24 protein-coding genes and 1 pseudogene are annotated in these 25,248 nt (G+C 61.5%); 14 read left to right on the forward strand and 11 right to left on the reverse strand.

Annotated features, from left to right (window positions below; genetic code table 11):
• Positions 1 to 135: 135 nt before the first annotated feature.
• The 3 genes and pseudogenes from BLP23_RS10390 to BLP23_RS10400 all read right to left on the reverse strand — a co-directional run bounded on the left by BLP23_RS10390 (position 136) and on the right by BLP23_RS10400 (position 1,452).
• On the reverse strand, positions 136 to 567 hold the full coding sequence (locus tag BLP23_RS10390) for a 4'-phosphopantetheinyl transferase superfamily protein (RefSeq protein ID WP_324613731.1): 432 nt from the start codon (positions 565 to 567) through the stop codon (positions 136 to 138).
• A pseudogene (locus tag BLP23_RS35075) lies at positions 544 to 885 on the reverse strand (hypothetical protein); the annotation flags it as partial. The gene BLP23_RS10390 and the pseudogene BLP23_RS35075, both read right to left, overlap by 24 nt.
• Positions 886 to 1,110: 225 nt before the next feature.
• Entirely contained in the window at positions 1,111 to 1,452 is a 342-nt protein-coding gene (locus BLP23_RS10400) for a hypothetical protein (RefSeq protein WP_208603137.1), read from the reverse strand.
• Positions 1,453 to 1,912: 460 nt separating this feature from the next.
• Between BLP23_RS10400 and BLP23_RS10410 the strand changes: the two genes are divergently transcribed.
• Positions 1,913 to 2,218: a hypothetical protein gene (locus BLP23_RS10410; RefSeq protein WP_092584790.1), complete on the forward strand. Its 306-nt coding sequence runs from the start codon at positions 1,913 to 1,915 to the stop codon at positions 2,216 to 2,218.
• Between the two features lie 303 nt (positions 2,219 to 2,521).
• Here the strand turns inward: BLP23_RS10410 and BLP23_RS10415 are convergent, their stop codons facing one another.
• On the reverse strand, positions 2,522 to 3,313 hold the full coding sequence (locus BLP23_RS10415) for an IclR family transcriptional regulator (protein ID WP_092584965.1): 792 nt from the start codon (positions 3,311 to 3,313) through the stop codon (positions 2,522 to 2,524).
• 219 nt (positions 3,314 to 3,532) lie between these two features.
• On the opposite strand from BLP23_RS10415, the gene BLP23_RS10420 reads away from it, so the two are divergent.
• The 8 genes from BLP23_RS10420 to BLP23_RS10455 are packed head-to-tail and all read left to right on the forward strand — an operon-like array spanning position 3,533 to position 11,719.
• Positions 3,533 to 4,603: an ABC transporter substrate-binding protein gene (locus BLP23_RS10420; protein ID WP_092584967.1), complete on the forward strand. Its 1,071-nt coding sequence runs from the start codon at positions 3,533 to 3,535 to the stop codon at positions 4,601 to 4,603.
• 21 nt (positions 4,604 to 4,624) lie between these two features.
• Entirely contained in the window at positions 4,625 to 6,139 is a 1,515-nt protein-coding gene (locus BLP23_RS10425) for a sugar ABC transporter ATP-binding protein (RefSeq protein ID WP_092584791.1), read from the forward strand.
• Positions 6,136 to 7,098, forward strand: a complete 963-nt coding sequence (locus BLP23_RS10430) for an ABC transporter permease (RefSeq protein WP_092584792.1) — start codon at positions 6,136 to 6,138, stop codon at positions 7,096 to 7,098. The genes BLP23_RS10425 and BLP23_RS10430 overlap by 4 nt, the downstream gene beginning before the upstream one ends.
• On the forward strand, positions 7,095 to 8,036 hold the full coding sequence (locus BLP23_RS10435) for an ABC transporter permease (protein WP_092584966.1): 942 nt from the start codon (positions 7,095 to 7,097) through the stop codon (positions 8,034 to 8,036). Before BLP23_RS10430 ends, BLP23_RS10435 begins: the two co-directional genes overlap by 4 nt.
• Positions 8,033 to 8,989 (forward strand): amidohydrolase family protein, encoded by a 957-nt coding sequence (locus BLP23_RS10440; RefSeq protein ID WP_092584793.1) that lies wholly within the window; start codon positions 8,033 to 8,035, stop codon positions 8,987 to 8,989. Before BLP23_RS10435 ends, BLP23_RS10440 begins: the two co-directional genes overlap by 4 nt.
• Positions 8,982 to 10,292: an alanine racemase gene (locus tag BLP23_RS10445; RefSeq protein WP_092584794.1), complete on the forward strand. Its 1,311-nt coding sequence runs from the start codon at positions 8,982 to 8,984 to the stop codon at positions 10,290 to 10,292. Before BLP23_RS10440 ends, BLP23_RS10445 begins: the two co-directional genes overlap by 8 nt.
• Positions 10,293 to 10,329: 37 nt before the next feature.
• A complete protein-coding gene (locus BLP23_RS10450; protein ID WP_267890076.1) occupies positions 10,330 to 10,617 on the forward strand; it encodes a Rid family hydrolase in 288 nt (95 codons plus the stop codon).
• Positions 10,556 to 11,719 carry a succinylglutamate desuccinylase/aspartoacylase domain-containing protein gene (locus BLP23_RS10455; RefSeq protein WP_267890077.1) on the forward strand — a complete coding sequence of 388 codons (1,164 nt, stop codon included), beginning with the start codon at positions 10,556 to 10,558 and terminating at the stop codon, positions 11,717 to 11,719. The genes BLP23_RS10450 and BLP23_RS10455 overlap by 62 nt, the downstream gene beginning before the upstream one ends.
• A 26-nt stretch (positions 11,720 to 11,745) precedes the next feature.
• Here BLP23_RS10455 and BLP23_RS10460 read toward each other — a convergent pair whose 3' ends face one another.
• From BLP23_RS10460 to BLP23_RS10495, 7 genes are all read right to left on the reverse strand, one after another.
• Positions 11,746 to 12,930 (reverse strand): hypothetical protein, encoded by a 1,185-nt coding sequence (locus BLP23_RS10460; protein WP_092584795.1) that lies wholly within the window; start codon positions 12,928 to 12,930, stop codon positions 11,746 to 11,748.
• Between the two features lie 376 nt (positions 12,931 to 13,306).
• Positions 13,307 to 14,236 (reverse strand): ribokinase, encoded by a 930-nt coding sequence (gene rbsK, locus BLP23_RS10470; RefSeq protein ID WP_092584796.1) that lies wholly within the window; start codon positions 14,234 to 14,236, stop codon positions 13,307 to 13,309.
• Positions 14,233 to 14,694: an RbsD/FucU family protein gene (locus BLP23_RS10475; RefSeq protein WP_022713827.1), complete on the reverse strand. Its 462-nt coding sequence runs from the start codon at positions 14,692 to 14,694 to the stop codon at positions 14,233 to 14,235. Before BLP23_RS10475 ends, rbsK begins: the two co-directional genes overlap by 4 nt.
• A 44-nt stretch (positions 14,695 to 14,738) precedes the next feature.
• On the reverse strand, positions 14,739 to 15,767 hold the full coding sequence (locus BLP23_RS10480; RefSeq protein ID WP_092584797.1) for a LacI family DNA-binding transcriptional regulator: 1,029 nt from the start codon (positions 15,765 to 15,767) through the stop codon (positions 14,739 to 14,741).
• Between the two features lie 17 nt (positions 15,768 to 15,784).
• Positions 15,785 to 16,696, reverse strand: coding sequence for a carbohydrate ABC transporter permease (locus BLP23_RS10485; RefSeq protein ID WP_092584798.1), 912 nt, complete (start codon positions 16,694 to 16,696; stop codon positions 15,785 to 15,787).
• Positions 16,696 to 17,814, reverse strand: a complete 1,119-nt coding sequence (locus tag BLP23_RS10490; RefSeq protein WP_092584799.1) for a carbohydrate ABC transporter permease — start codon at positions 17,812 to 17,814, stop codon at positions 16,696 to 16,698. Before BLP23_RS10490 ends, BLP23_RS10485 begins: the two co-directional genes overlap by 1 nt.
• 65 nt (positions 17,815 to 17,879) lie before the next feature.
• Positions 17,880 to 19,520: an extracellular solute-binding protein gene (locus BLP23_RS10495; RefSeq protein ID WP_092584800.1), complete on the reverse strand. Its 1,641-nt coding sequence runs from the start codon at positions 19,518 to 19,520 to the stop codon at positions 17,880 to 17,882.
• Positions 19,521 to 19,861: 341 nt separating this feature from the next.
• Between BLP23_RS10495 and BLP23_RS10500 the strand changes: the two genes are divergently transcribed.
• The 5 genes from BLP23_RS10500 to BLP23_RS10525 all read left to right on the forward strand — a co-directional run bounded on the left by BLP23_RS10500 (position 19,862) and on the right by BLP23_RS10525 (position 25,241).
• Positions 19,862 to 20,929, forward strand: coding sequence for an ABC transporter ATP-binding protein (locus tag BLP23_RS10500; protein ID WP_092584801.1), 1,068 nt, complete (start codon positions 19,862 to 19,864; stop codon positions 20,927 to 20,929).
• Between the two features lie 783 nt (positions 20,930 to 21,712).
• Positions 21,713 to 22,663, forward strand: coding sequence for a helix-turn-helix domain-containing protein (locus BLP23_RS10510; RefSeq protein ID WP_092584969.1), 951 nt, complete (start codon positions 21,713 to 21,715; stop codon positions 22,661 to 22,663).
• A 64-nt stretch (positions 22,664 to 22,727) separates the two neighbouring features.
• Positions 22,728 to 22,859 (forward strand): hypothetical protein, encoded by a 132-nt coding sequence (locus tag BLP23_RS34935; RefSeq protein WP_267890078.1) that lies wholly within the window; start codon positions 22,728 to 22,730, stop codon positions 22,857 to 22,859.
• A gap of 232 nt (positions 22,860 to 23,091) precedes the next feature.
• On the forward strand, positions 23,092 to 23,922 hold the full coding sequence (locus tag BLP23_RS10520) for an alpha/beta fold hydrolase (protein WP_092584803.1): 831 nt from the start codon (positions 23,092 to 23,094) through the stop codon (positions 23,920 to 23,922).
• A 113-nt stretch (positions 23,923 to 24,035) separates the two neighbouring features.
• A complete protein-coding gene (locus BLP23_RS10525) occupies positions 24,036 to 25,241 on the forward strand; it encodes an NAD(P)/FAD-dependent oxidoreductase (RefSeq protein ID WP_092584804.1) in 1,206 nt (401 codons plus the stop codon).
• Positions 25,242 to 25,248 lie beyond the last annotated feature (7 nt).

Below are 25,248 nucleotides of genomic sequence, written 5' to 3' on the forward strand. Positions count from 1 at the left end.
GCTACGTCGATTACTTCATGAAGGTCGGCTTCTTTCCGGTTGTAGACGCGCAGCGCCGATCCGCCGTCTTTAACCGCTGAGGCCCATCGAAGCCCAAGCTCCTGTGCCGCCAGCATGTGCCGGTGGCGCGCGATCTCAGCGAAGAGAATGCAGCGTATCGCGCTCGAGTATCGCCCAGGTTCTAACAAATTCCCCGTCAATCTCGAACTGAATCAAGATCTCATTATCGCGAGGAATGGAATCATGCAGCGAGCGCACAATCGATAAAGACAGAATATTGTCGCCGCAGATACCGTTGAACATGGCTGCATCCAATCCGAAAAATTCCAGGACTACGGGATATAGCGCCTTGTACAGAGTTTCCTTGGCGGAAAAAATCAGCGTTGCGAGTATGGCGGCATCAAACGTCGTTTGCTGAAAAACCCGATCTCGCTCGCCAGCGTCCAGAGCTTCGCGCAGGATTGCCTCCAAGGCGGCACCGGTCGGCACCTTTTCGACATCGATGCCAACCAGTCTTGCGTCGTCAGCAACGACGAGGCAGACACATTTCCCATACGAGTGGCTAATCGAGCCGGATATTCCCCTTGGCCATATGGGAGAACCTCACTTGCCGATGGATATCGAAGCACTCGGTTGATGCAATCTTTCCAGTGCGACGCGAGAAAGAATACGACCCGCAAGAAATTCGCTTTGGCGTTTTGGAACCGCGTTGATCAGCGTCGGAGGGACGTCGATATCGTATGTCTCGAAGAGCGATGGCATATATGCATGAACGTCGTACTGTGCTTCCACGGCGACGAGCTTATCCGACTTCTCGCTCAATATGACGATGTCACCTAGGAAGTCGCCTGACCGTTTGTGCAGATGAGAGAGATAGCTATCCATATCCGATCCAAGACAGCGGATGATTCAACGCCACGAACAGGCCGAAACGATTGAAGGCATCACTGGTCGGAACCCTGTGGAGGCAAGCATCTGAGTAACAACCTCTCAGCTCACGGCATACTCCATCCGGGGTTACGCAGTCATGTGAATGCAATGACGACTTCGAAACAGGTTTCACGCTTTTGACTTCAGCTGCGGGTGCGACCTATCGACCTCGATGAGGTACTAAGTCTTCTTCCCGTTCAATCTTATGAGCCAATCCCAGGTCCTGCGAAAGTGTGCTTCGACTTCTCGGCGCGAGTCAAACTCGCTGCTGCCCGTCATTGCCGCGGTCGTCGGCAACGCGACCAGACAGTGGATCAAATGATTGGCGATCGCACTTGCATCTCCCTCGACAATTGTCCCAGCCTCTTGTGCCTCGCTGACCGCCTCTATCAACTTTTCCATGATTGGATCGGGTTCTGGTGGTATCGGTCCATGCCTCTCGAAAACGACAGCTTCGCTGAACGTGATACGCTTTAACGCAATCAGTTCCGGCTCCATGTTGACATGCAGGAGCTCGAGCATGAGTGACCGCAGTTGATGAATTACCGCCTTCCTGCCCCGCCGGTGTATCGATCCGCTGGCTGCATCGCAACGGCGCCGGTGCCGGGACGACTACCTTGCTCGAGGATGCCCTGCGTGCGTGCAATGGCCTAAAAACCCTGACAAGACCCTCTTCTGGGGCGGATGCGAGCACAAGGCGTTCAGTGCCTTAGCGAAGACGAAATCATCGCCAGTGGAGCAGAGGCTTATCTGCCGCAGTGAAGGAAGCGGGTCAGCCCCTGGCTGCGGTGAAGCTGACGAACAGGCTGCCGTAAAATGGCAGGTGTTCGCGGCCCATGATCTGGCCAAGGTCCTGACCGGTCGGCTTGCGCCAGTCGGCCTGCAGTTCGGCACCAACGGCAATCGTTGCGCAAAGTTTGAGTTGACCGCTTTTAATGGCGAGGCGACATTCTGAACCTGTAGCAAGCCAGGAGGAAAAACGATGGACGAGCCAGACCGTTGGCGCCATATGGCAAGCGCACCGAAAGACGGCAGTCGAATACTCGTCACGATCCGACCGTCCGAACAGGGTCCGGCGGAAGTTGACCTCGCCTATTGGTCGAATGGCGATCAGTTTGGCGGAGAAGGTTGGCGTGCGTCTGATTCCTCGCCCGGGCAGATCATCGGATATGCCGAACCGGAATTGAAGTGTTGGATGCCGATGCCCTCGGCCAACCTCAATCGCACCTCGATGCCCTTGCCCTGGGAAGGCGACGATGACGAGAACTTCGACGGGTCAGGGATTTGAAAATTCGCGCCGGAATCAATGGTTCGTCGCGTCGCAATTAGCGGGGCTGCAGGTATCAGCGCTTTCAAGCTGCGGCATCGAAACAGAGATATGCTATCCGCTTTGCGGCAATGGCCTACGGCGAGCGAGCAGGCCGCCGGGAAAGTAGCAAGGACCGGGCGGGCCTGAGCGCGCTCCCAGTCGTCATCTCTGCTTCGGGTGGATTTGCGCCACCTCGCGCGCCGACGGTCCGCTAGTCTGTCATACCAGCGGAAGGAATGAACTTTCCTTGGTGAAAAACCCACGCCTTCGCGCCATCGAGTTCTACGGCCAGCTTCGTTTTGGTCGCATCGGGGATTGATCTAGGCTCGCGGCGGCCTTCTTCAGGCAGTCGAGATAATGGTCCCGGTTCGCAAGGCCGTCGTCGCGCGGCGTGACGAGGCAGAGCGTTGCGGCTGCATGACCTTCTTCGCCCCGCACCGGTACGGCAAAACAGTGGGTGAAGCTGTCGACGATGCTGTTGAAGGTGAAGAGACCTTCACGCTCGGCCTGGCGCACCTCGGCGATGAAGGTTTGCGGATCGAGCCACTCGCCCGTCGGCAGGCGGAAATCCTGCGGCGGAATGAAGTTCAGGATTTCCTGGTCAGACAGGTGCGCGACGAGCAGGCGGCCCGACGCCGTCCACGGTATCGGCACCGACTGCCCGACATCCGTAGAAATGCGGAATGGGCGTGCGCCTTCGCGCATGCGAACGACCGTGTATTTGTTTCCATCCAGCATGCAGAACTGCGCCGTCTCCCGCGTCTCGTCGGCAAGCTGTTCCAACGCCGCCTCGCATTCGCGGGTGAAATCGAAATGGTTCTCATAGGCGGCGCCGAGGAAATACAGCTTGCGGCCGAGATAGACACGCCCTTCGCCGCCCGTGGATTCCAGAATGCCATTCTGCAGCAGCAGGTTGACGAGCTCGTAAACCGATGAGCGCGGCGCGCCGATCTGCGTGGCGATTTCATTCGGCTTGAGGGCCTGCCGCTTCCGCCGCAGGAACTCGAGGATCTCGAAGGCGCGGTCGAGGCCTCGGGCGCGCTTGCCGGCTGCTTCGTCCTGAACTGCATCCATTGCTAGTCGATCCTTTTTTGTCCGGCCGAGCTTTTCAAGCCGTCTGCCGCATCTGTCAATCGATCCCGTCATTCATCGCGAATGAAATTTTCCCACCCCTCTTGCGAGGTAGAAAAATCGGCATAAGATCACCTCGTCCGGTATATAGATCACATGTACGGTATATTGGACATCGATGGCAAGCCGTCAACGCTGCCGCACACAAAAAAGGGGATCGACATGAAGAATCTTGAAAATGGCATTTGCGCTTCGCGACGCCGCCGCCTGCTTGCGGGTGCCGCCGCCGCAGCAGCGCTCCTCGTCTTTTCGGCCGGCACGGCCTCAGCCGCCGCCAATTGCATGAAGGGTGACAGGAAGGCGCCCTATACGATCGGCTGGGCGAACATCTATTCGGTGCCGACCTGGATGAAGCAGACCGAAGGCACCATCACGGCTGAAGTGGAGGAGCTGAAGAAGGCTGGCCTCGTGAAGGACCTGATGATTACGGACGCGCAGGGCAACGCCCAGACGCAGATCCAGCATATCCAGTCGATGATCGATGCCAATGTCGACGCCATCGTCGTGATCGCCGGTTCCTCCAACGCGCTCGACCGCGTCATTTCCGATGCCTGCGACAAGGGCATCGCCGTCGTGAATTTCGACAGCCTCGTCAACACCGACAAGGTGACTGCGAAAATCAACACCGATTCCAACGAATGGGGCGCGACCGCTGCCAAGTGGATGGTCAGCCAGCTCGGCGGCAAGGGCAAGATCATCATCATGAACGGCCCGGCCGGCATTTCGGTGAGCGACGATCGCCGCAAGGGTGCCCAGCCGGTCCTCGATGCCAATCCCGGTCTCCAGGTGATCACCGAGACGAACACGGAATATAACGTCGCGCCGGCACAGGAAGCGATGACCAGCCTGCTCTTCGCCAATCCCGAAATCGACGGCGTGCTGTCGCTCGGCGGCGCGCTATCGGCCGGCTCCGTCCTCGCCTTCGACCGCCAGGGCCGCGACCAGGTGCCGACAACAGGCGAAAACGCCCGGCAGTTCCTGGAGCTCTGGAAGGAGAAGGGACTGAAGAGCTGGGCGACCATGCAGCCCAACTGGCTCGGCGCACTTTCCGTTTACACGGCTGTACAGGCGCTGGAAGGCAAGGACGTTCCGGCATTCGTCAAGGTGCCGCTGCCTGTCATCGACGATAGCACGATCGGCAGCTACCTCGCACGGGCCGACAAGTTCCCGGCTGACGGCTATATCTACTCGGACTACGACAAGGCGCTCTTCGACAAGCTGCTTGCCAAGTAATCCGCCTTGAGGGAAGCCGTCATGACGGAAGAAAGACCCCTGCTGGAAGCCCGGCAGGTGTTCAGGGGATTTTTCGGCAATCCCGTTTTGAAGGGCGTCGATATCGCCCTTCTGCCGGGCAGGGTTCACGCCCTGCTCGGCGAAAACGGCGCCGGCAAGTCCACGCTGATCAATCTCCTGTCCGGTGCACTCCAGCCGGACGGTGGTTCAATCCTTGTCAACGGCAAGTCCGTCGGGCGCTTCAGCCCGGCGGCTGCGCGCGCGGCGGGTATCGCCGTGGTACAGCAGGAGCTGAGCCTCACGGCCAGTCTCTCGATTGCCGAAAACATCGGGCTCGGCGCGTTTCCGCGCCGATTCGGTCTCATCGATTACAGAGCACTCCATCGCGGCGTCCGGGATGTCTGCGACATGGTGGGGCTCACCGAGCCGCTCGACATGCCGGTCGCCGATCTCGCGCTTGGCCGCCGTCAGATGGTGGAAATCGCCAAGGCGCTGTTCCGGAAGCCACGCGTGCTTATTCTGGACGAGCCGACTTCGTCGCTCTCCGCCCACGAAGCCGGCATCCTTGCCCGTCTGATCGAGACGCTGAGGGACCGCGGCACGGCACTTCTTTATATTTCCCACCGCCTCAATGAGGTGCAGGCGCTCTGCTCGCATGTCACGGTGCTGAAGGACGGCTTGGTCACCGCGGACCAGTCGCTGTCCGGCATCGACGGCGAAGGCCTGGTGCGCCTCATGGTCGGCCGCGAGACCGGCGACCTGTTCCCGCCGCGCCTGGCCGCAGCACCCGGCGCGATGCGCATCAGCGTCGAAGGCTTTTCCGCCGGCATGGTGCGTGACGCAGGCTTCTGCGCCCGCGCCGGCGAGATCGTCGGCATCGGCGGGCTCGTGGGACAAGGGCAGGAAGACCTCCTGCTTGGTCTCTACGGCGCGATTCCAGCCGCGGCTTCCAGAGCAGAGGTCTCAGGCAAATCCGGCCTGCCCGCCCATGTCGGCGAGGCGAATGGCGCGGGCATCGTCTATGTCCCGGCCGACCGCAAGCACGAGGGGCTGGTGCTGCCCCATTCCATCGCGTCCAATCTCATCCTGCCCTCGCTTGGACGGCTCGCCGGCAAGGGGCTGCGCGACCGGCATGCGGAAAGCGGCCTGGTCGCCGATCTCGCGCGTCGGCTGACCATCAAGGGCGATACGGCCCGTCCGGTGCAGGCGCTTTCCGGCGGCAATCAACAGAAGGTGGCGCTCGCCAAATGGCTGCCGCTCGATCCCTCCGTTCTGCTCCTCAACGATCCGACGCGCGGCGTCGACATCGAGACCAAGCGGGAAATCTATCTCATGCTGCGTGCCTTCGCCGCCGAGGGGCGGCTCGTCATTCTGGCCAGTTCCGATACGCCCGAGCTCGTGCATCTCTGCGATCGTGTCGTGGTTCTGCGCGAGGGGCGCGTTGCAGCGGTGCTGTCGCAAGATGAAATCAGCGAAGGAGCGATCGTCGGCGCGGCCATGGGCATCACCACCACGACGCAGGGAGCAGCGGCATGAGCACAAGTTCGTCATCCCGGCTCTACGGCTCGATCCAGCTTCGCCGCAACCGCGGCCTTGCCGGCCTCTATCTGGTTGTCGCCGCCTTTCTCATCCTCTATGCGCTGCTCTTTCCCGGCATCCTTTCCATCGGCGGCTTCTCGAAGTTCACGCAGAACTGGTTCCCGCTCGCGCTCGTTACCATGGCGCAGGCGCTTCTCATGCTGAACGGTGGCATTACCCTGGCGATCGGCCCACTCGTCAGCCTTGGAGCCGTGATTGCCGCAACGACGATGGAAGGAGCGCTCGGCGTGCCGGGCGGCATTCTTGCCGTCGCACTCGCCGGTCTTTCGATCGGCGCCGTCATCGGCGCCATCGTGACGCATCTGAGGCTGCCTTCGATCATCGTCACGCTCGCCGGCTCCTTCATCATCGGCGGGGTCGCACTCATCCTGCTGCCGCGGCCGGGCGGGTTCATTCCCGATTGGCTGTCGACGACGCTGGCCGGCCACACACCCGTCGCTTTCGTGCTGTTCGTCGTCATCCTGGCGCTCTGGAAGGCCTTTCTCGCAACGCCGCTCGGCCTCGGCATCTACGCGGCTGGCGACAATCCGGTCGGCGCATTCCGCTCCGGCGTCCCGGTCGAACGGGTAAAAGTCGTCGCCTTCGCGCTGTCGGGTCTTCTCGCAGCACTGAGCGGTCTCTTCGTCGCTGCCCAGACCGGCTCGGGTGATCCTGTTATCGGTACGCCTTTCACGCTGAACTCGATCGCCGCCGCCGTGCTCGGCGGAGTGGGCTTCCTTGGCGGCAAGGGCACGATGCGCGGCGCGATCTGCGGCAGCCTGCTGCTCTCGGTCATGATCAACGTCATGTTCTTCATGGGCTTCCCGCCGGTTGCGCAATATGTCGCGCAGGGCCTGATCATCGTCGGTGCGGTCGCCGTTCCGGAACTTCTCGCGCAATGGAGGGCAAGGCGATGAACCCGATCAGGTCCGCGCTCCGCAATCCGCCGCTCCTCACTTTCCTTCTGGTCGCACTCGTCTGGATCGTCGCAAGCTTCACGCTGCGTGGTTTCGGCGCCTATGGCCACCTGCGCTACCTGCTCGAACTCGCCGCGGTGATCGGCATTGCGGCTGCCGGGCAGACGCTCGTCATCCTTATGGGCGGCATCGATCTTTCCGTCGGCGCGGTCATCACCGTCACGGCGATCCTGCTGCCGCTTATTTCGCCGGCCTGGGACCCGACCGGCCTCGTCGGCATCGCTGCGGCCCTCGTCATCGCCACCAGCATCGGTCTCATGAACGGCGCGGGTGCTGCCTATCTTCGCGTGCCACCGATCATCATGACGCTTGCCATGGCGACCTTCCTGCAGGGCTTGCTCGTCATTGTCGCCGGCGGCAGCGCGGTCACCGTCAGCAACCCGGCGGTCATTCTGCTCGGGCAGGCGCGGCCGCTCGGCATTCCGGCTGGCATCATTCTGTGGCTCGTCGTCTCGATCGTCGTCCTCCTGCTCGTCCATCGCATGCCGATCGGCGCGCGTTTCCTGGCGCTTGGGGCAAATCCGCTGGCTGCCCGGCTTTCCGGCGTCAGCGTCATCCGCAACACACTGATCGTCCATACTCTGTCGGGTTTTTTCGCAGGGCTTGCGGGCATTCTCGTGCTGGGTATGAACCGGCAAGGCTATGTCGGCATCGGCGACCCCTATCTGCTGACGTCGATTGCCGCCGTCGTGCTCGGCGGCACCTCCATCCTTGGCGGCCGCGGCACCTATGCCGGGACCATTCCGGGGGCAATCCTGCTCGTCACGACGACGGCGCTGATCACTGTGGTCAATGCCTCGCCCGGCTGGCGGTCGATCATGTTCGGCACGCTGATCCTTGCCCTTCTGCTCGTTTCCGGCCGCGAGGCGCGCAGATGACGAGGCGCTACGACGGGCCGGTGATCGACCCGCACCATCATCTCTGGGACCTTGGGCTGCAACGTCATCCCTGGCTCCAGAAGGCGCGGGCTTCCGGCGAGGAGATGGTCTTCGGAAACTTCGCGCCGATCCTGCGCGACTACGGCATCGACGACTATCGCGCCGACGCCGCGCGCCAGAACGTCGTTGCAACGGTCCATGTGGAGGCCGGCTGGTCGGATGCGCACCCTCTGGAAGAAAGCCGCTGGCTGGATGGCCTCGACCGCAGCTCCGGCGTCGCCCATCGCTATATCGCGCGCGTTCCTCTCGACGGGCCGGATGCCATACGCTTGCTCGAGGCGGAAGCTGCAAACCCGAATGTCGTCGGCATCCGTGATATCGTCAGCTGGCATCCGGAAGCGGTAAAGAGTTTTGCTCCGCGCCCGAACCGCATGGGCGATCCCGCCTGGCGGGCCGGGCTTGCCGAGACAACGCGGCTCGGGCTGGTCTTCGATCTAATGCTTTATCCCTGGCAGATGAGCGAGGCGCTTGAGCTCGTACAGGCTTTTCCCGAAACGCTTTTCGTGCTCAACCACGGCGGAAGCCCCGCTGATCGGACGGAGGACGGCATGGCGCTCTGGCGCCGCGGCCTGCGGGCGCTCGGCAGCGAGCCGAACGTGCGCCTGAAGATTTCCGACCTCGTCGCCTACGACAACGAATGGACGCCCGAAAGCCTGCGGCCGGTGATCGAGCATTGCCTTTATTGTTTCGGCCCGGCGCGCTCCATGTTCGCGAGCGACTTTCCGGTCGCGGGACTGCACGCCTCTTTCGATGAGGTTTATCAGGTTTTCCGCACAGTCGCCTCGCAGCTGTCTCTCGAGGAGCAGCGCGCCCTGTTCTTTGCCACTGCCAATGACACCTATCGCCTCGGCATCGCCGACCCGGTCGAGATCAGGAGGGACTGCCATGTCTGACCTTCATACCGCGACGGAAAACGTCTTGATCGACGAGCGGGTGCGCGGCTTTCCGCCAGGCAATCGGCCGCTCCCGCTTGCTGCAATCGGCAACCAGGGATGGAAACCCTATGACGGCAGGATGGCCCTGCCGCTGATCTCGCTCGACCGGCAGGCCTTCTCCTGTAATGTCGAACTGATGATGGCCTATGTGAAGAGCCACGGTGCCGAGATCGCTCCGCACGCCAAGACGCCGATGTCGACTGCGCTGTCGGCGGCGCTTCTGGCGGCAGGCGCCTGGGGCACAACCGTCGCCGACATCCGCCAGGCCGCCGTCCTGCTCAAGGCGGGACAGCGCCGCCTGATCCTTGCCAACGAGATCGGCGGGACCGCTGCCGCCCGCCGGCTTGCGGTCCTGCTCGCCGATTATCCCGACGCGGAACTGCATGTCTTCGTGGATTCGACAGCGCTCGTCGATGCCCTTCACTCAGCCTGGCAGCAGCGTGCAGATCTGCCGCCCCTTGGTTTGCTGGTGGAGTTCGGCGCCGGGCGCGCCGGTGTTCGCAGCGCCGCCGTCGCCGAGGCAATCCTCGACGCGATCCTTGCGGTGGAGACGCCGACCTTCCGGCTGACCGGCATCGCCGCCTATGAGGGTGCGGCCTCGACCGCCGATGCAGAAGAGACGATGCTTCGCATCGACGCGCTGATGGCGGTGATGGCGGATTTTCTGCCGAAGGTGCGCGCCCAAACAGGCGACGCGCGGCCGCTCCTCGTCACGGCTGGCGGCTCGGTCTTTTTCGACATGGTGGTTGCGCGGCTTGCAGCCGCCGTTGCGGCCGATCCCGCCTGCCGGCTCGTGCTGCGTAGCGGCGCGATCTTCTTCCACGATCACGGCATCTACGAGCGTGGCCTTGCCGGCCTCGATGCGCGCGGCGGTTTGCGCATCGGCGGCGAGACGGTTTCGGCAGCCGCAGGTTTCCGTCCGGCGCTGCGGGTCTGGGCCGAGGTCTTGTCGCGGCCGGAAGCGCAGCTTGCGATCTGCGGCATGGGCATGCGCGACGTGGCGATGGACCAGGGCCTGCCGCGGCCGCTGGCGCTCTATCGCAATGGTGCGTATCTCGCCGATCTCAGGGGCGCCGAGGTTTTTCGCCTCAACGATCAGCATGCCTTCGTCGCCCTTGCCGACGATAGCGACGTCGCCGTGGGCGACGTCATCGAGTACGGCATCTCGCATCCCTGCACCTGCTTTGACCGGCATGCCATCCTCTACGGCCTCGACCCGGACCATTCGGTGACGGCGGCCTATCTGACCAGTTTCGGCTGACCTCTCCCTCCAAAAGCAAGAAACGGAAAGACCGCCCATGATCCAACGTTATAAGAAGGGTTCGCGTATGAGCCAAGCCGTCAGCTACGGCGGTCTCGTCTATATTGCCGGCCAGGTCGCAGAAAATCGCAAGGCGGGCATTGAGGACCAGACCCGCGATGTGCTCGGCAAGATCGATGTCCTCTTGAAGGAAGCAGGTATCGACCGCTCGCGGCCTCATCGCCGTCGAGGTCTTCCTGCCGGCGATCGACGATTTCGATGCGATGAACAGCGTCTATCATGGCTGGATCGACGTCGAAAACCCGCCGGCCCGCGCCTGCCTTAAGGCACGCCTCGCCGATCCTGATCTGCGCGTCGAAATGACCGCGCCTGCCGCCTCTGACTGCACCGCAACCGTCCGCACTGGAGACATCATGCACAGTGGCCTCGTCAATCCGATCGACTTTTCGCGCCAGGGCCGGCAGGCCGGCCACCTCGCCATTCCCTATTCGATCGACCGTTCGCCCTATTACCAGATCCGCATTCCGGTCCTTCGCCTGAAGAATGGCGAGGGGCCGTCTTTGCTGCTGATGGCCGGCAATCACGGCGACGAGTATGAGGGCGAACTCCAGCTCGGCCGGTTGATGCGCCTGCTGGAGGTAACGAAAATCCGTGGCGCCGTCACCGTCCTGCCGATGGCGAACCTGCCGGCGGTGATGGCGGGCAAGCGCTGCTCGCCCTTTGACGGCGGCAACCTCAATCGGGCGTTTCCTGGCGATCCCACCGGGTCACCGACGGCGCGCCTCGCTTATTTCCTCGAACACGAACTCTTTCCGCGCCATGACGCGGTTCTCGACCTGCATTCGGGCGGTACGTCCATGGCGCACCTGCCCTGCACGTTGATCGAGCGGCAGGCGGATGGCGCGCGCTTCGAGCGGTCCATCTCGCTGATGCGGGCGATCGGCGCATCGCATGCCTTCATTGCCGATAACGGGCCGACCGCACCGACATCGATGGGGGCTGCAGGGCGGGCGGGGACCGTCGGTCTTTCCGGCGAGTTCGGCGGCGGCGGAACCGTGACTCCTGAGACAATGGCCTTCACGGCGGCGGCGATCGATCGGCTGCTCGTGACACTCGGCATCGTCGAGCGTCCGGTCTTGTCGCGCGTGCCACTCCCCGAGCCTGGGCCGTTGCAGTTGCTTTCACTGTCCCGGCACAGCCAGGGCATCTATGCGAACCGCAGAGGCTGGTTCGAGCCGGCCGTCGCACTTGGCGCCAACGTTGCCGCTGGCGAACTTGCCGGATGGTATCATGACCTGGAACGCTTGGAGCAGCCGGAGGAAGAGCTGCGCTTCGCCGAGAGCGGCATTGTCATTTCGCATAGGCTGCATTGCGACAGCCAGGCCGGCGACTGCCTGATCCAGGTCGCTGAACCCATCGCATCCTGAGGAGCGCGCCATGAGCGCCAATCCGCTTACGTGATGACGTCGACCGCTGCATTGACCCAGTCGAGACGCTTTGCCGGTATGAGGCCGTAGTTGTAGAAGTTCACGCCGTCAGCGCCGGCATCGACGGCGGCCTTGGCGCGTGCAGCCAGGACTGCAGGCTCGCCGACCTCGGGATAGAAGACGCGCAGGCCCGCCCCGAGGAACTTTCCCGCTCCGATTGCCGCCCGCCCAGTCCGAATGACATTTCCGACGACACCCGGCGCCATGTCGTAGCAGCAGAGGATCACCCCGTCGCAGAGCTTGCCGACTGCCGCGAGATCGACGCCGCCGAGCCAGCCGTCCTTCAGGTCGATGAGCACGATGCGTGTCGCCGCATCGGCGGCCGCCTTGATTTCACCGATCAGGCTGGTCACCGGTTCGGTGCGCCAGGCAAGATAGCCGTGCAGATCAGCATGGTCGCGAAAGGCATCGATGCCGGCTGCCGGGAAGTCGGGAAACTGCCGTTCCGGAACAGCCCGTTCGCAAAGTTCCGCGATGAAGCGAACGACCGACCTGCGCGCGCCTTCGACCGGCACGCCGGCCTTCGTGGCGCGCGCCGTGCAATGGTCGCAGAAGCAGAGCGACAGAAGGAAATCGTCTTCGGCGTTCAAGCCGACACCGTCTTTCTCGTGATGGTATTCGTGCGCGAATCCCATGAAGTTCGGGCTTTCAAGTTCCACCATATCGGGCTGGTAGTTCGTCGTGATGTCACGCACCAGGGTGACAACATAGGCGCGCGCCGCCGGGCTGGAGGGGCAAAGGTTGTAATAGTTGGGATTGCCAAAGGCGTTCCGCGTCACGTGATCGGGATGCAGCATACCGAGACGGGTATTGTGGAGGCAGACCGTCCAGCAGGAGACCTTGAGACCCGTCGTGTCGCGTCCCCTGACGAGCGCTTCCAGCATGTCGCCACGCTCGTCCACGTTCCTGGCCATCAGCGGCCGGATCACCTTGTCCTGCCATAGGCTTTCATCCGGCCGGAAGTAGACCGTCCCGTCCTCGGGGAAATAGGCCTTTTGCCGCGGGCTGCGCGGCTGAAGGAACCGGCCCGCATGATAGGAGGTCGCCAGGCTGACCGTTGTGAGGCCCGCACGGCCGCGAAGGTCGGCGGCAAGCGCTGCGAGCCCCTGGTCCTGGATATCCCAGGGGTAAGCCCACATGGAAAGATGCATCGCGTATTTCCTTCAATCTGTCCATTTTATAGAACACGCGTCCATAATAGTGTCCAGGCTTGATCCTGACTTGCGGGGGCACGGCCGGTCCAAGGTGGGATATATTGCGCGAGCTGATTTGAAGCCGGCATCACCAGGCTCTTGCAGAGCCCGAACCAGTTCACATTCGGGGACGAAAGCGCAGATGCGATTTTCATGCGCATGAAGCCGAAATGCCGCCTGCTAATGGCTAAAGCTTTCCGTATCGCACTCGCCGGCGACAGTCGCCTGACGAGCGGCACGTTGCCGTTCCCACGTCACGCCGATGCACACCGGCCCTTCTCTCGCTCCGCGCATCCAACAGCCGGTTGATCTAGATTTCCCTTGCGATGTTCAATCATGATGAGCGCAGCAAGGCGTTGATGTCGGCGCGCGAAGGCATGGCGGGGGCCGTGCCCGGCCGTGTCACGGCAATCGCGGCGGTCGCGCAACCGAAGCGGACCGCCTCGACCGGCGCAAATCCTTCGGAAACTGCCGTCGCGAAGGCACCAAGGAAGGCATCCCCGGCTCCGGTTGTGTCGATGACATTGCCCGCCGAAAACGCGGGTATGAATTCGCTCTGCCCGGTCGTGTGATAGTAGGCGCCACGTGCGCCGAGCGTGATGATCACCGCTTGCGCCCCTCGATCAAGCAAGGCGCAGGCCGCCGCACGTGCCTGTTCATCGGTTTCGATCGGGTGGCCCACCAATTCCGCTGCTTCGACTTCATTCGGGACGATGAAATCGCACAAGCCGTAGATGCTGTCCGGAATGGCGTGGGCAGGCGCGGGATTGAAGATCGTCGTCGCTCCTGCTTTTTTCGCCATCGATAGGCCATGCATGGCCGCTTCGAGCGGCTGTTCGAGTTGGGTCATGAAAATGGCAGCGTTTTCGATCTCCACCCGGTTCGCGTCGACATCGTCGATGCCGATAAGGCCTGCGGCACCCGGTGCGACGATGATGGCATTGTCGCCGCTTACTTCGTCGACGAAGATGAAGGCCGCGCCCGTGGATACGCCTTCCATCTTCATCACATTGGCTTTGACGCCCGCCGCCGCATAGGCCGCAAGCGCCATCTCGCCGAACGGGTCGTTGCCGACCCTTGAGATAAAAGTCACCTTGCCGCCTGCTTTTGCCGCGGCAATTGCCTGGTTGGAGCCCTTGCCTCCCGGCCCAAGCGTAAAGCCCGACCCCATCAGCGTCTCGGCAATATGGGGCAGGCGCTTGGCCTTGTAGGCGGTGTCGGCGGCAAAAATGCCCAAAATGACGATCCCGCTTTTCCCGCTCATCTGACGGCCTCCGCCGCCGGAATGACACCCTTGGTCAGAAGGAAACATCCGTAGAACCGCAGTTCCCCGGTTGCGATCACACAATAGGCCTTGCTGGCGATATCATAGAACGCCATCCGTTCGACGGGATACATCGGCGATGGCTTGCCTTCGGCACGGTCGACAATGGCCTGGACTTCCTGTTGAATCGCCGGAATTTCGTCGGGCTTGCCGATCACTTCCATGCGGCCCACCGAAGGCTGGATCGGTGTGTCCAGCGGGAAGACGGAAAGGACTGCGTCTATCGCCTGCGGCGCGGGGATGTTTTCCATAGTCAGCAGCTTACCCAGACGCGTCTGGCGGGCGATCGAATCCGACGGAAAGTTCATGTCGGAAATGACGAGATAGTCGCCGTGTCCCATGTTGCAAAGTGCTTGAAGAATGTCGCCGTTGAGTTCGGCCCTAATTCCCTTGAGCATTGGTCCTTCCATCCCTTCCTAGTGGCCGCAGTGCCGGCCTTGCTTCAGTATTTATGCCCAGCGATATCCGCCTTAGGTTGCGCGGGCGGGCCGCTCGAACCACGTACGATCAGCGACCCGTCAACCATCTCGTCTCCCCTGCCCGATGGTTCCTCAAGGAGAAGGCCGACCGCGCGCCGTGCCAGCGTGTCGGCCGGCTGGCGTATGGTCGTCAGCCGAGGCACGACGAGATTGGCGAGCGAAATGTCGTCGAAACCCGTCACTGACAGTTTGCGCGGCACGTCGATCTTGAGGTCGCGCGCAGCGCGCAGCGCACCGATGGCCTGCTGGTCGCTGGCAGCTGCAACCGCCGTAGGCCGGTCCTGCGGCGGACGCGAAAGCAGGTCACGGGCAATTCTTTCACCGGACTCGTAGTCGAATCTGCCGTAGGCAATTTCGAGTTCAACGGGTTCGCCGGTCTTGCCGAACCGGTCGATTTGGCTGACGAAGCCCTCCTCGCGCATGCGCCCGGCCTCCGTGTCGAGCGGCCCGGCGATATAGGCGATATGGCGGTGCCCCAGCCCATAGAGATGGTCCGCAATCAGCGCGGCCGCTTGCGCATGGTTGGTCGACACCAGGGGAAAGGTGCCGAAGCGCCGGTCCAGGGATATGATCGGAACCGCTGCCTCGAGGTGGAGCCCCGAACCGTCGCTCGAAGCAACCACGATGATGCCGCGCACCGACCGGTCAAGAAATGCAGAAACGAGGCTCTGCTCGGCCGCGCGATCGTTATGCGAGCTCGCCAGCATGAGGCTATGCCCGCATTCGAGCGCCGCACGCTCGACGCTTGCGGCAAGTTGCGCGAAGAAAGGATTGGTGATGTCGGGAACGACGAGGCCTATGACATCGGTTCTGCTGGTGCGCAGCGCTCTCGCGGTCACGTTCGGACGATAACCGAGCGCAGAAATGGCGCCGTTGACCTTCTCGCGCAGCATAGGTTTGACCGCGGCTTCGCCCGACAGCACGCGCGAAACGGTGCCCACGGATACGCCCGCATATTCGGCTACATCCTTGACTGTGGGCATCTTTGACATTTTCGAACGTTCCGCAGCTACTTTACTGCTCCTGCGGTCATCCCGGCGATGATGTGCTTTTCCAGCACGACGCCAACGATGACCAGCGGAAGGATACCGGCGGTGGAAAGGGCGGCCATCGACCACCAGTTGATGCCCTGGCTGCCCGTCTGGCTGGCAATCATTACCGGCAGGGTGTTGGTATTGGTGGAGGTGAGCAGTGCGGCGAAGAAATATTCGTTCCAGCACAGGATCAGCGCCAGGAGGAAGGCGGCAACCATGCCCGGAAGAACGAGCGGCACGATAATGCGGGCAAACGCGCCCCAGACAGACAGCCCATCGACGAGCGCGGCCTCTTCGAGCTCTACTGGCACCGTGGCGAACTGGTCGCGCATGATCCAGACGACGATCGGCAAGACCATCAGCGTGTAGACGGCGATCATGCCCACATAAGTGTCCAGCAGCGCCAACTCCTTGTAGAGAACCAGGAACGGCAGGGCGAGGACGACGGGGGGCATAATGAGCTGCGACAAGAAGAAGAAGGAAATGTCGGAGTTGCGCATATGACCGAACTTATAGGAAAAGCGGCTGAGGCCATAGGCCGCGAGCGATCCGAGCACGACCGCAAGGGCGGACGCCGTGACCGAGATGATGACGCTGTTCCAGAGCCTGCGCATGAACTCGTCGCGCACCGTCGATATCTGGAAAATCGTATCCGGGGAAAGCCCGAGCGAGCGCCAGCCAAGCCAGCTGGGCGAAAAGTTGAACCAGGGGATCAGATTGCCCCGCATGACATCGGCGGCAGTCTTGAACGAGGTCGAGACCGTCCAGAACAGCGGGAAGACGCATACAAATGCCCATACGACGAGCAGGCCGTAGACGGCGAAACGCATGGCCCACCAGCGAATGCGCTGGCCACGCGCGTATTTTTCGAAATCGATCCGAACCATCAGAGCCTTCCTGTCATACGCTTCACAATGCGGTCGGAGAACTTCATCAGCACCGTCATACCGAAGACGATGATCACCAGATAGACGAGTGCGAGAAGGGTACCGTATCCGACATTCGAACGGTCGCGGTATTCGCGATAAATGAAACTGGTGACGGAATCGGTCGCCCCGCCGGGACCTCCTGATGTCACCGTGATGATGATGTCGGCGAGCTTGAGCTTGAAGATGATGCGGATCATCACCGCCGTTACCGAAACCGGCAGCATGAGCGGGAAAATGACCTTCCAAAAGCGTTGCCACTTGGTGGCACCATCAACTTCGGCCGCCTCCAGCACCTCCCGCGACAAGGCCTGCAACCCGGCGAGCAGCATGATCATCATGAAGGGAATGAAGGTCCAGGCGTCCATGATCATGATCGAAAGCCGCGCTGTCAGCGGGTCGCCGAAGAAGGATGGATTTTCCCATCCGAGCCAGCGGGCAAGCCGCGCGACCGGGCCGAAACGGGTCTCCATCATCGACTTGCCGACCATCCAACTCACCGCGACCGGCGACAGCATCAAGGGCACCAGGAAGGTTACGCGCCAGAACTTGCGTGCGATGATTTCCTGGTTGAGGAGCAAGGCCAGACCGAACGCGATTGCATATTCGACCGCAATCGCCAGGCAATAAAGGATCATATTGAGCAAGGCGTTGGTATAAAACGGATCCGCGATCATCCGGCGCACATTGTCGAGCCCGTTGAAGCGGCGCCCGGTTGAAGAGGCGAGATTCCAATCAGAAAAGCCGATCCAGAGCGCAAAGATCAGCGGGAAGACGACCATCGACACAACGAAAAGCGCTGCCGGCAGAACAAAAAGCGCCTTCTTGCCTGCCTCGCCGTAAATGACGACGCGAGTGACGCAGAGAACGGCGGCCCAGAGAAAATAGGCGTAGAGAACCGGGCGCCAGTTCGCGAATCCCCAATCGGTCCAGCCCAACTCATGGGCACCCTGTAATAGAAACGATGCTACGAACCATATGGCGCTCAGCCACAGAACCGTGCGGCCCCAGAAGCGACGGCTCGCGGAAATGGAGCCGGCTTCGACCGTGTGGAGCAGGTCGCCTTCGACTGTCGACATGATATTCCTCGCGAATGGGCGCTGGCGAAATCGCTCTTGATCCGCCAGCGCGTCTAGTCAATCGGTCAGAGCCCGAGGCTCGCCCGATAGAGTTTCAGCTGGCTATCGCGGCCGATCTGGTCGGTGATCTTCTCCCAGGCGCCTGCAATCGCATCCGCGGTTTCCTGTGCCGACTTGTACTGTCCGGCAAAACCCTTCGCCAGTTCGTCCTCGGCGACAGAGTAATATTGGAAGATACCGGGGATGCGCGGTTCGATGGCCGCGTTCGGGTGGTTGTAGCTGTCGGCGTTCGAACCCAGGTAGTCCTCGATATAGGCGCGGTCGTAACCTGCCTTTTCCCATTCATCATAGTTGAAGTTGGACTGACGGTAGGGCTGGAAGCCGGAGGGGTAGGCCGACGTCCACAGGGACAGATCCTTGCCGCCGAGATGGGCAGCAGCAGACCAAGCCGCCTTGCGCTTCTTCTCGTCGCTGGAGACCCGCTTGGTGACGTAGATACCCCAGCCGAGATAGGCCATGTTCGGCGCTTCGTTATACTTGTCTTCCCATTGCCCGGTCTTGCGGTTGAAGACGCGGTTGGAGCCCCGGTTGATGCCGAAGCCGACCACGTCGCCCACAACTGAGGTGTCCGAGGTGCGCGCGCCGGAGCCGACATCGCCCCACCACATCAGCATTGCGCCGGTGCCTGCAAGGAACTGCGAGAAGGCTGTGGTGCCAGGATCAGCATTGATCTGATCGGCCGGATAGGCCTTAGCCGCGATCAGATCCAAGACGTCCTGGATCGCCTGAACCCACGCGGGGTTATTGACCAGCGGCTTCATGTTTTCAGGATCGAACAGCCAAGCCGGGTCGCCCGGATACTTGGCATAGGCCGTCGCGCGGTTCTCGATGAAGTAGAAGCCGAAACCGCCCCAGCCCTTGAGCGGGTCGAGATAACCGTAGGCTGGCTGGCCGGTCAGCGGATCGGTCTTGCCGATCAGCGCCTTGGAAGCTTCGTTGACTTCCTGCCAGGTCTTCGGCGGCTCGGCCATGCCGCTGATCGAGCCTTCGCCGAAGTAATCCTTGCGATAGGCGAAGGTGTGGCAGTCGCCGTCAATCGTCACGCGGTAGGTCTTGCTGTCCCAGGTGCCGACCGGTGGCTTCAGGTAGCTCACCAGGTCGTCGGCATCGATCTGCTTTCCAACCCAGTCGGGCATCTCGTCTAGAAGCCCGCGTCCGGCGGTATCGCCTTCGAAGGGTGCGCCCATTTCAAGGATGTCGAAGTCGACCGTGCCGGTTGCAATCGACTGTTGAAGTCGGGCGTTGTAGTCGGCCTGGGCAAGGTCGATCCAGTTGATCTTGGCTCCCGTATAGGCTTCCCACGGCTTCAGGAAACCGCGAAACAGGAAATTGTGGAGATTCTGATTGTTGAGCCCCATGAAGGTCAGCTCGACACCGGCGAACTCGCCTTGCTTGACATTCGCCTTGGTCGGACCCAGGCAGAGCTCGCCCACCTTCTGCCAGTCTGCGTCCGTAGGCGAGCCCTTGCCGACACCCGGAATTTGCAGGATTTGGGCGCGCAAATCATCCGCGGCAAATGCGGTGCCGGCAATTCCGCCCATCGCGCCCGACAGGCCGAGCAGAGCCGCGGCACTTGCCGTTCCGCGCAAAACGTCGCGGCGACTTGCCTGACGGCGCATTAATGCATCGTATATTTCGACTTTCATGTCTTCCTCCTCCACGTTTCGTTGTGCTGCCGCCAACCGGTGTTGCCAAGCTGGCTCCAGTCCCATTTTAAGACTGGCCTCGTGCAGAACTATCTGGTAAACAAGAAAATGAAACGTTTCATATCTTGCTTGAAACCGCTCCTCCCGGTCTCGACAACGAGCATTAGACGGCAGGCGGAAAAAGTCAATGAAAAATGAAACGTTTCATGGAGGAGGTCTGGCGGGTACTTTTTAGTAGGGCGGAGGGCGGTTTCGCGCCGCCCGGATGCCTGGGAATATCTGCCAAGAGATGCATAACCCCTGGGGCTGCCCAGGGTCGCCGGAAAGCGAGTGGGAGGCATATGGCTGAGGTCAATATTTCGGGGGCGCAGAAGGCCTACGGCGCCTTAAATGTCCTGCATGGTGTAGATATAGAAATTCGCGACGGCGAGTTTGTCGTGCTCGTCGGCCCGTCCGGTTGCGGGAAATCGACCCTGTTGCGGATGGTCGCAGGGCTCGAAAGCATCACGGGCGGCACCATCTCAATCGGCGGAAAGGTCGTCAACAATCTGCCGCCCAAGGACCGCGATATTGCGATGGTCTTCCAGAGCTATGCGCTTTATCCGCACAAAACCGTTGCCGAAAACATGGTCTTTGCGCTGCGCCTACAGAAGCAGCCAGCGGACGTCATCAAACAGCGCCTTCAGGCGGCGGCCGAAACGCTCGATCTCGTACCCTATCTGGACCGTTATCCGCGTCAGCTTTCGGGCGGCCAGCGGCAGCGTGTGGCGATGGGTCGAGCCATCGTCAGGTCGCCACAAGTATTTCTGTTCGACGAGCCTTTGTCGAACCTGGATGCCAAGCTGCGCGTGCAGATGCGCAAGGAGATCAAGGAACTGCACCAGCGGCTGAAAACCACGACCGTCTATGTCACTCATGACCAGGTCGAAGCGATGACCATGGCCGACAAGATCGTGGTGATGCAGAGCGGCAAGGTCGAACAGATCGGCACGCCGCTGGAACTCTACGACCGTCCCAGCAACACGTTCGTGGCAACCTTCATCGGTTCGCCGTCCATGAATCTCCTCAAAGGCCGGTACAAGGCCGATGGTGCAATCTTCGTCACGGAGAGCGCAGACGAGATCTCGCTCGGCTTCACGCCGGAAGCGTCTGACGGGCAGCCTGTCCTCCTGGGCGTGCGGCCTGAACATCTGTCGCTGGCCGAAAGCGGTCTCACGGCGACTGTCAACGTCACCGAACCCACCGGCCATGAAACGATGGTGTTCCTGCGCTACGGGCCGGGCGAGCTTGTTGCGGTATTTTCGGAACGCCACGATTTTGAGCCAGGGCAGGTCGTGACGGTAGCCTCTCGTACCGGAAAGCTCCATCTATTCGATGCGGGATCGGGCAAGACATTGCGGCCGGATTGAGCCTCGGACTTTCCGCCAACTGAAGCTTTAGCCATCGTCCTGGCGGAAGGCGGGATCAGCCAGGCGCCGCAGGAAGAATTCGGCTCGAAGCCGGAGATGTTTCTCGACTTGCGTGCCGGACCAGATCGCTATTTTGGGCAACCGAGTTTCGCGGCCGCCGAACGAACCGCGTCGCGACGCTAGGCCGAGACACTGCGGCGGCATACGAACCTGAATGCGTCAGGTTTGCCGCTCACCGCGTTCACGCTGCAGCCATATTCTTCTCCGGCTTCGCTTGGGTCAGACTACCGCGATTGACGCATTGAATGACAGTGCGCTCGTCCGGTTGGTCGCCGAACGGTCGTGTGCCGATGATGTCGCGCCCTCGGTCGCTTCCCGTTTGGCCATACACCGCAAATACGCGGGCATATCGCGTGAAAGCTGGGATATCGTGATGGAGCAACGATCGTCATCGGCAGCTCCTGGCGTGAATTGGCCCAATGCCTTACATCGGCCCCTCAGGCTGGCGGCGCATACATCGCGCGACGCTCTCGCGTGATTGAGAACGAGGTCCAGTCGCGAGCGCAACCTGTCCTGGAGCATAGGTTTTCGCCCTCGAAAACTCTTGATATCCTCGCCACACCTGGCAACGCGCGGATGACCGGAAGCACAGCGCAATTGCTCACGACAGGAGGATGTCATGCGTAATAAGACTGACAGGGTTGGCCACTATGGGCGGGCGCTCAACGAGCTGGCAATTGTTGCAAGGATCGCATGCAAGCGCCAATCGACGAGCGCGCAACCATGAGCGTGTCTTGCTCCAGCAATCCTCGCGAGGGCTCGTCGGCTGAGACAATCGGTGCGAGCCGGGACGAAACGAGGGCCGCCGATCAGACCCCTGCTAACGAGATGTCACGTGTTCTCAGAACTGCGCCAATTCATCTTGCGGCGGACCCCTCGGGCGGTGCAATCGCCCACTGGAATCACGACCCCTTACATGATGTCGTCGAGCCCATGACCGACCACGTCATCATGGCTTACAACGGCGCGATACAGCGCATGGAACGACGGACAGGAAGATCGATCGAGAGCGGAACGTTTCGTCGCGGGGTTGTGATCATCATCCCGGCTGGATCAAGCTCGCGATGGGATATTCCAAAACCGGTTGATGTCGTTCAGCTCTATCTTCCCCACACGACACTGACGCGCATTGCCGACGAAACCGACACTTTCACGCCGACCGATCTCTTGGAGCGAACGGCGCATCCGGACCTCATTACATCCCGATTGCTCCTGAGCGCAGCCGATGTCCTGGAAGGCAATACGGCACTGGATGCACTGTTCAGGCAGCAGTTGACTGACCTTTTGGCCACGCGCCTGCTGGCTGCGCACACCGGCAAGGCACCGAGCTATCAGCCGGCGCTGGGCGGCCTCGCGCCCAGCGTGCTGCGCCGGGCCATCGAACGATTGCGGTCGGACGCCGACGCGGACGTCTCCCTCGGGGCTCTCGCTGCCGATTCCGGGCTGTCGCGTTTTCATTTCTGTCGCGCCTTCAAGGAGAGTACGGGGCTTTCGCCTCACAACTGGCTCCGTCAATATCGGCTCGAGCAGGCCATAAACATGCTACGTGATCCTCAAAATTCGATCGCGTTGGTCGCAGCCTCCCTCGGTTATGCCTCGCAAACAGCATTTGCAGCTGCATTCCGAAAATTGACCGGTGAAACACCGACCGATTGGCGGCGGCGCCACGGCTGACCAATCTCCTTTCGCCTCGCCTCAGATTCCGGACTGTCGCGTCCTGGCTTGAGCAGCGACGGCCATGCAGCGCGATTCCACTGGCATGGCGTTGGTCGAAGCCTCACTCGACTGCGCCTCGCAAACAGCCTTGGCCGCCACATTTCGAAATCTGACCGATAAAACGCCGGGCGATGCGCGGCGGCGCATCCGCTAACCGCAATTGCTCTGCAATGGCGCCAATCCCTCTGGCGCAGCCGCAGACCTGTTTCGCTAAACCACCATTGCGCCCATACCAATGGATACTGCGGAGACAAAGGATGGTCTGGGCACCGATTACGGGTCAATCAACGAAGCGACCCTTAGCGGCTTGCATACGCGATCTTACCAGCTGTCCGTCCGATTCGATGACGGGCGCCGAAACAAATACTCTATAAAGGATCAGCACAATGACCTCCATTACAACCAGCGACGGTGTTCAACTTTTCTACAAGGACTGGGGCCCGAAGTCCGCTCAGCCGATCGTCTTTCACCACGGCTGGCCGCTCAGCTCCGACGATTGGGATAATCAAATGCTCTTCTTCCTCGGCAAGGGCTTTCGCGTCATCGCTCATGATCGCCGCGGTCATGGTCGATCGAGCCAGGTGGGCGACGGTCATGACATGGATCACTACGCCTCCGATGTTGCCGCAATGATCGACTACCTCGATCTTCGCAACGCAATCCATGTCGGCCACTCTACCGGCGGCGGTGAAGCCGCGCGCTATGTCGCGCGCTACGGCAAGGGTCGCGTTGCCAAACTGATCCTGATTGCGGCCGTGCCGCCATTGATGTTGAAGACGGCCGCCAATCCCGGCGGTTTGCCGATCGAGGCATTCGACGGATTGCGCAGGCAGCTGGCAGCCAACCGTTCGCAGTTCTATCGCGATTTTCCGAGCGGCCCCTTCTACGGCTACAACCGCCCGGGTTCCGAGCCTTCGCAGGCGGTCATCTCAAATTGGTGGCGTCAGGGAATGATGGGCGGCGCGAAAGCGCATTACGACGGCATCAAGGCATTCTCGGAGACGGATTTCACCGGGGACCTGAAGAGCATCACTGTGCCGACGCTGGTGTTGCATGGCGATGACGACCAGATCGTTCCCATCGGTGCCGCCGCTCCGTTGTCGGCGAAGCTCCTGCAGGCCGGCACGCTGAAAATCTACGAGAAACTGCCGCATGGGCTGTGCACGACCCATGCAGATGTCGTCAATGCCGACATGCTGGCCTTCATCACCGTCTAAGCGACGTCGCTTCACCGATCCGCGCGCCATCGTTACCGACCATCTCGCCGCCCATCGCGAGCGGCAACGGTGACGCGCGGCCCTTTGAAAGTAAAAACCTCGGAGTGAGTAACATGAGACTTGTGATTGTAGGCGCCGGTTTCGCCGGCATGTACGCCGCCCTGTCCGCAGCCCGCCTGCGCGATATCGAAGGCGTTTCGCCCGAAGAGCTCGAAATCGCGCTGGTGTCCCCGGAACCGACGCTCGTCATCCGCCCCCGGCTTTACGAGCCGAAACCCGAGACCCTGACGGCACCTCTGCAGGATGTATTTGACGCCGTCGATGTCGCCTACGTGCAGGGCAGCGTGGAAGCGATCGACACGAAGGCCTGCACCGTAGAAGTCGTCAATGCCAGGGGCGAACGAAAGTCCCTTCAGTATCATCGCATTGTGCTCGCCACCGGCAGCCGGCTGTTCCGCCCGAATATTCCCGGCCTCGCCGAATACGCCTTCAGCATCGACAATATCGATGACGCCATTGCCCTCGATCGCCACCTCCACGAGCTTGCGAAGATGCCGGCTTCGGCCGCGCGCGACACCATCGTTGTTGCCGGCGCCGGTTTCACAGGGATCGAGGCGGCGACCGAAATGCCTTCGCGGCTGCGGACCCTGTTCGACAAAACCGTCAATCCCCGTGTCATTATCATCGATCGCAGCAGCGCGGTCGCCCCCGACATGGGCGAAGGTCCTCGCCCGATCATCGAGGAAGCACTGCGCAAGCTCGGCGTGGAAACGCGGCTCAACGCCGGGGTTTCATCACTCGATAAGTCCGGCGTTACGCTGAGTACCGGCGAGCATATCGAAACCATGACCGTGATCTGGGCGGCAGGCATGCGGGCTAATCCCCTGACCACCAAAATTCCCGGCGAGCGTGACAAGTTCGACCGGCTGCTGGTCGACGGCTGCCTGCGCGTTCCGGCCGTGCGCGGCGTCTTCGCCACCGGGGATGCGGCGCGCGTCGCATGCGACGACTGCGGCAACTACGCACTGATGTCGTGCCAGCACGCCACACGCATGGGCGCCTTCGCGGGCAACAATGCCGCCGCCGAACTGTTGGGTGTGCCGGCACGGCAATATCATCAGGAAGCTTATGTCACCTGCCTTGACCTCGGCGATGCCGGAGCCCTCTTCACCCGAGGCTGGGAGCGCAAGGTGGAGATGGTCGGGGAGAAAGCGAAGGCGACCAAACAGGAAATCAACACCGTCTGGATCTATCCGCCGCAGCCCGAGCGCGCCGCTGCGCTGGCTTGCGCCGATCCGGAGCGTGTGACGGACCTCTGATCGCATC

The sequence above is a fragment of the Rhizobium mongolense subsp. loessense genome (genome assembly GCF_900099775.1).
Classification (GTDB): domain Bacteria; phylum Pseudomonadota; class Alphaproteobacteria; order Rhizobiales; family Rhizobiaceae; genus Rhizobium; species Rhizobium loessense.

Coding starts and splice junctions, on each gene's coding strand:
- BLP23_RS10480 (WP_092584797.1), bottom strand. CDS start 15,767: ATGTCAAAGATGCCCACAGTCAAGGATGTAGCCGAATATGCGGGCGTA.
- BLP23_RS10500 (WP_092584801.1), top strand. CDS start 19,862: ATGGCTGAGGTCAATATTTCGGGGGCGCAGAAGGCCTACGGCGCCTTA.
- BLP23_RS10440 (WP_092584793.1), top strand. CDS start 8,033: ATGACGAGGCGCTACGACGGGCCGGTGATCGACCCGCACCATCATCTC.
- BLP23_RS10520 (WP_092584803.1), top strand. CDS start 23,092: ATGACCTCCATTACAACCAGCGACGGTGTTCAACTTTTCTACAAGGAC.
- BLP23_RS10430 (WP_092584792.1), top strand. CDS start 6,136: ATGAGCACAAGTTCGTCATCCCGGCTCTACGGCTCGATCCAGCTTCGC.
- BLP23_RS10445 (WP_092584794.1), top strand. CDS start 8,982: ATGTCTGACCTTCATACCGCGACGGAAAACGTCTTGATCGACGAGCGG.
- BLP23_RS10475 (WP_022713827.1), bottom strand. CDS start 14,694: ATGCTCAAGGGAATTAGGGCCGAACTCAACGGCGACATTCTTCAAGCA.
- BLP23_RS10415 (WP_092584965.1), bottom strand. CDS start 3,313: ATGGATGCAGTTCAGGACGAAGCAGCCGGCAAGCGCGCCCGAGGCCTC.
- BLP23_RS10455 (WP_267890077.1), top strand. CDS start 10,556: ATGAACAGCGTCTATCATGGCTGGATCGACGTCGAAAACCCGCCGGCC.
- BLP23_RS10490 (WP_092584799.1), bottom strand. CDS start 17,814: ATGTCGACAGTCGAAGGCGACCTGCTCCACACGGTCGAAGCCGGCTCC.
- BLP23_RS10510 (WP_092584969.1), top strand. CDS start 21,713: ATGAGCGTGTCTTGCTCCAGCAATCCTCGCGAGGGCTCGTCGGCTGAG.
- BLP23_RS10525 (WP_092584804.1), top strand. CDS start 24,036: ATGAGACTTGTGATTGTAGGCGCCGGTTTCGCCGGCATGTACGCCGCC.
- BLP23_RS10450 (WP_267890076.1), top strand. CDS start 10,330: ATGATCCAACGTTATAAGAAGGGTTCGCGTATGAGCCAAGCCGTCAGC.
- BLP23_RS10400 (WP_208603137.1), bottom strand. CDS start 1,452: ATGCTCGAGCTCCTGCATGTCAACATGGAGCCGGAACTGATTGCGTTA.
- BLP23_RS10410 (WP_092584790.1), top strand. CDS start 1,913: ATGGACGAGCCAGACCGTTGGCGCCATATGGCAAGCGCACCGAAAGAC.
- BLP23_RS10435 (WP_092584966.1), top strand. CDS start 7,095: ATGAACCCGATCAGGTCCGCGCTCCGCAATCCGCCGCTCCTCACTTTC.
- BLP23_RS10495 (WP_092584800.1), bottom strand. CDS start 19,520: ATGAAAGTCGAAATATACGATGCATTAATGCGCCGTCAGGCAAGTCGC.
- rbsK (WP_092584796.1), bottom strand. CDS start 14,236: ATGAGCGGGAAAAGCGGGATCGTCATTTTGGGCATTTTTGCCGCCGAC.
- BLP23_RS34935 (WP_267890078.1), top strand. CDS start 22,728: ATGCAGCGCGATTCCACTGGCATGGCGTTGGTCGAAGCCTCACTCGAC.
- BLP23_RS10460 (WP_092584795.1), bottom strand. CDS start 12,930: ATGCATCTTTCCATGTGGGCTTACCCCTGGGATATCCAGGACCAGGGG.
- BLP23_RS10485 (WP_092584798.1), bottom strand. CDS start 16,696: ATGGTTCGGATCGATTTCGAAAAATACGCGCGTGGCCAGCGCATTCGC.
- BLP23_RS10425 (WP_092584791.1), top strand. CDS start 4,625: ATGACGGAAGAAAGACCCCTGCTGGAAGCCCGGCAGGTGTTCAGGGGA.
- BLP23_RS10420 (WP_092584967.1), top strand. CDS start 3,533: ATGAAGAATCTTGAAAATGGCATTTGCGCTTCGCGACGCCGCCGCCTG.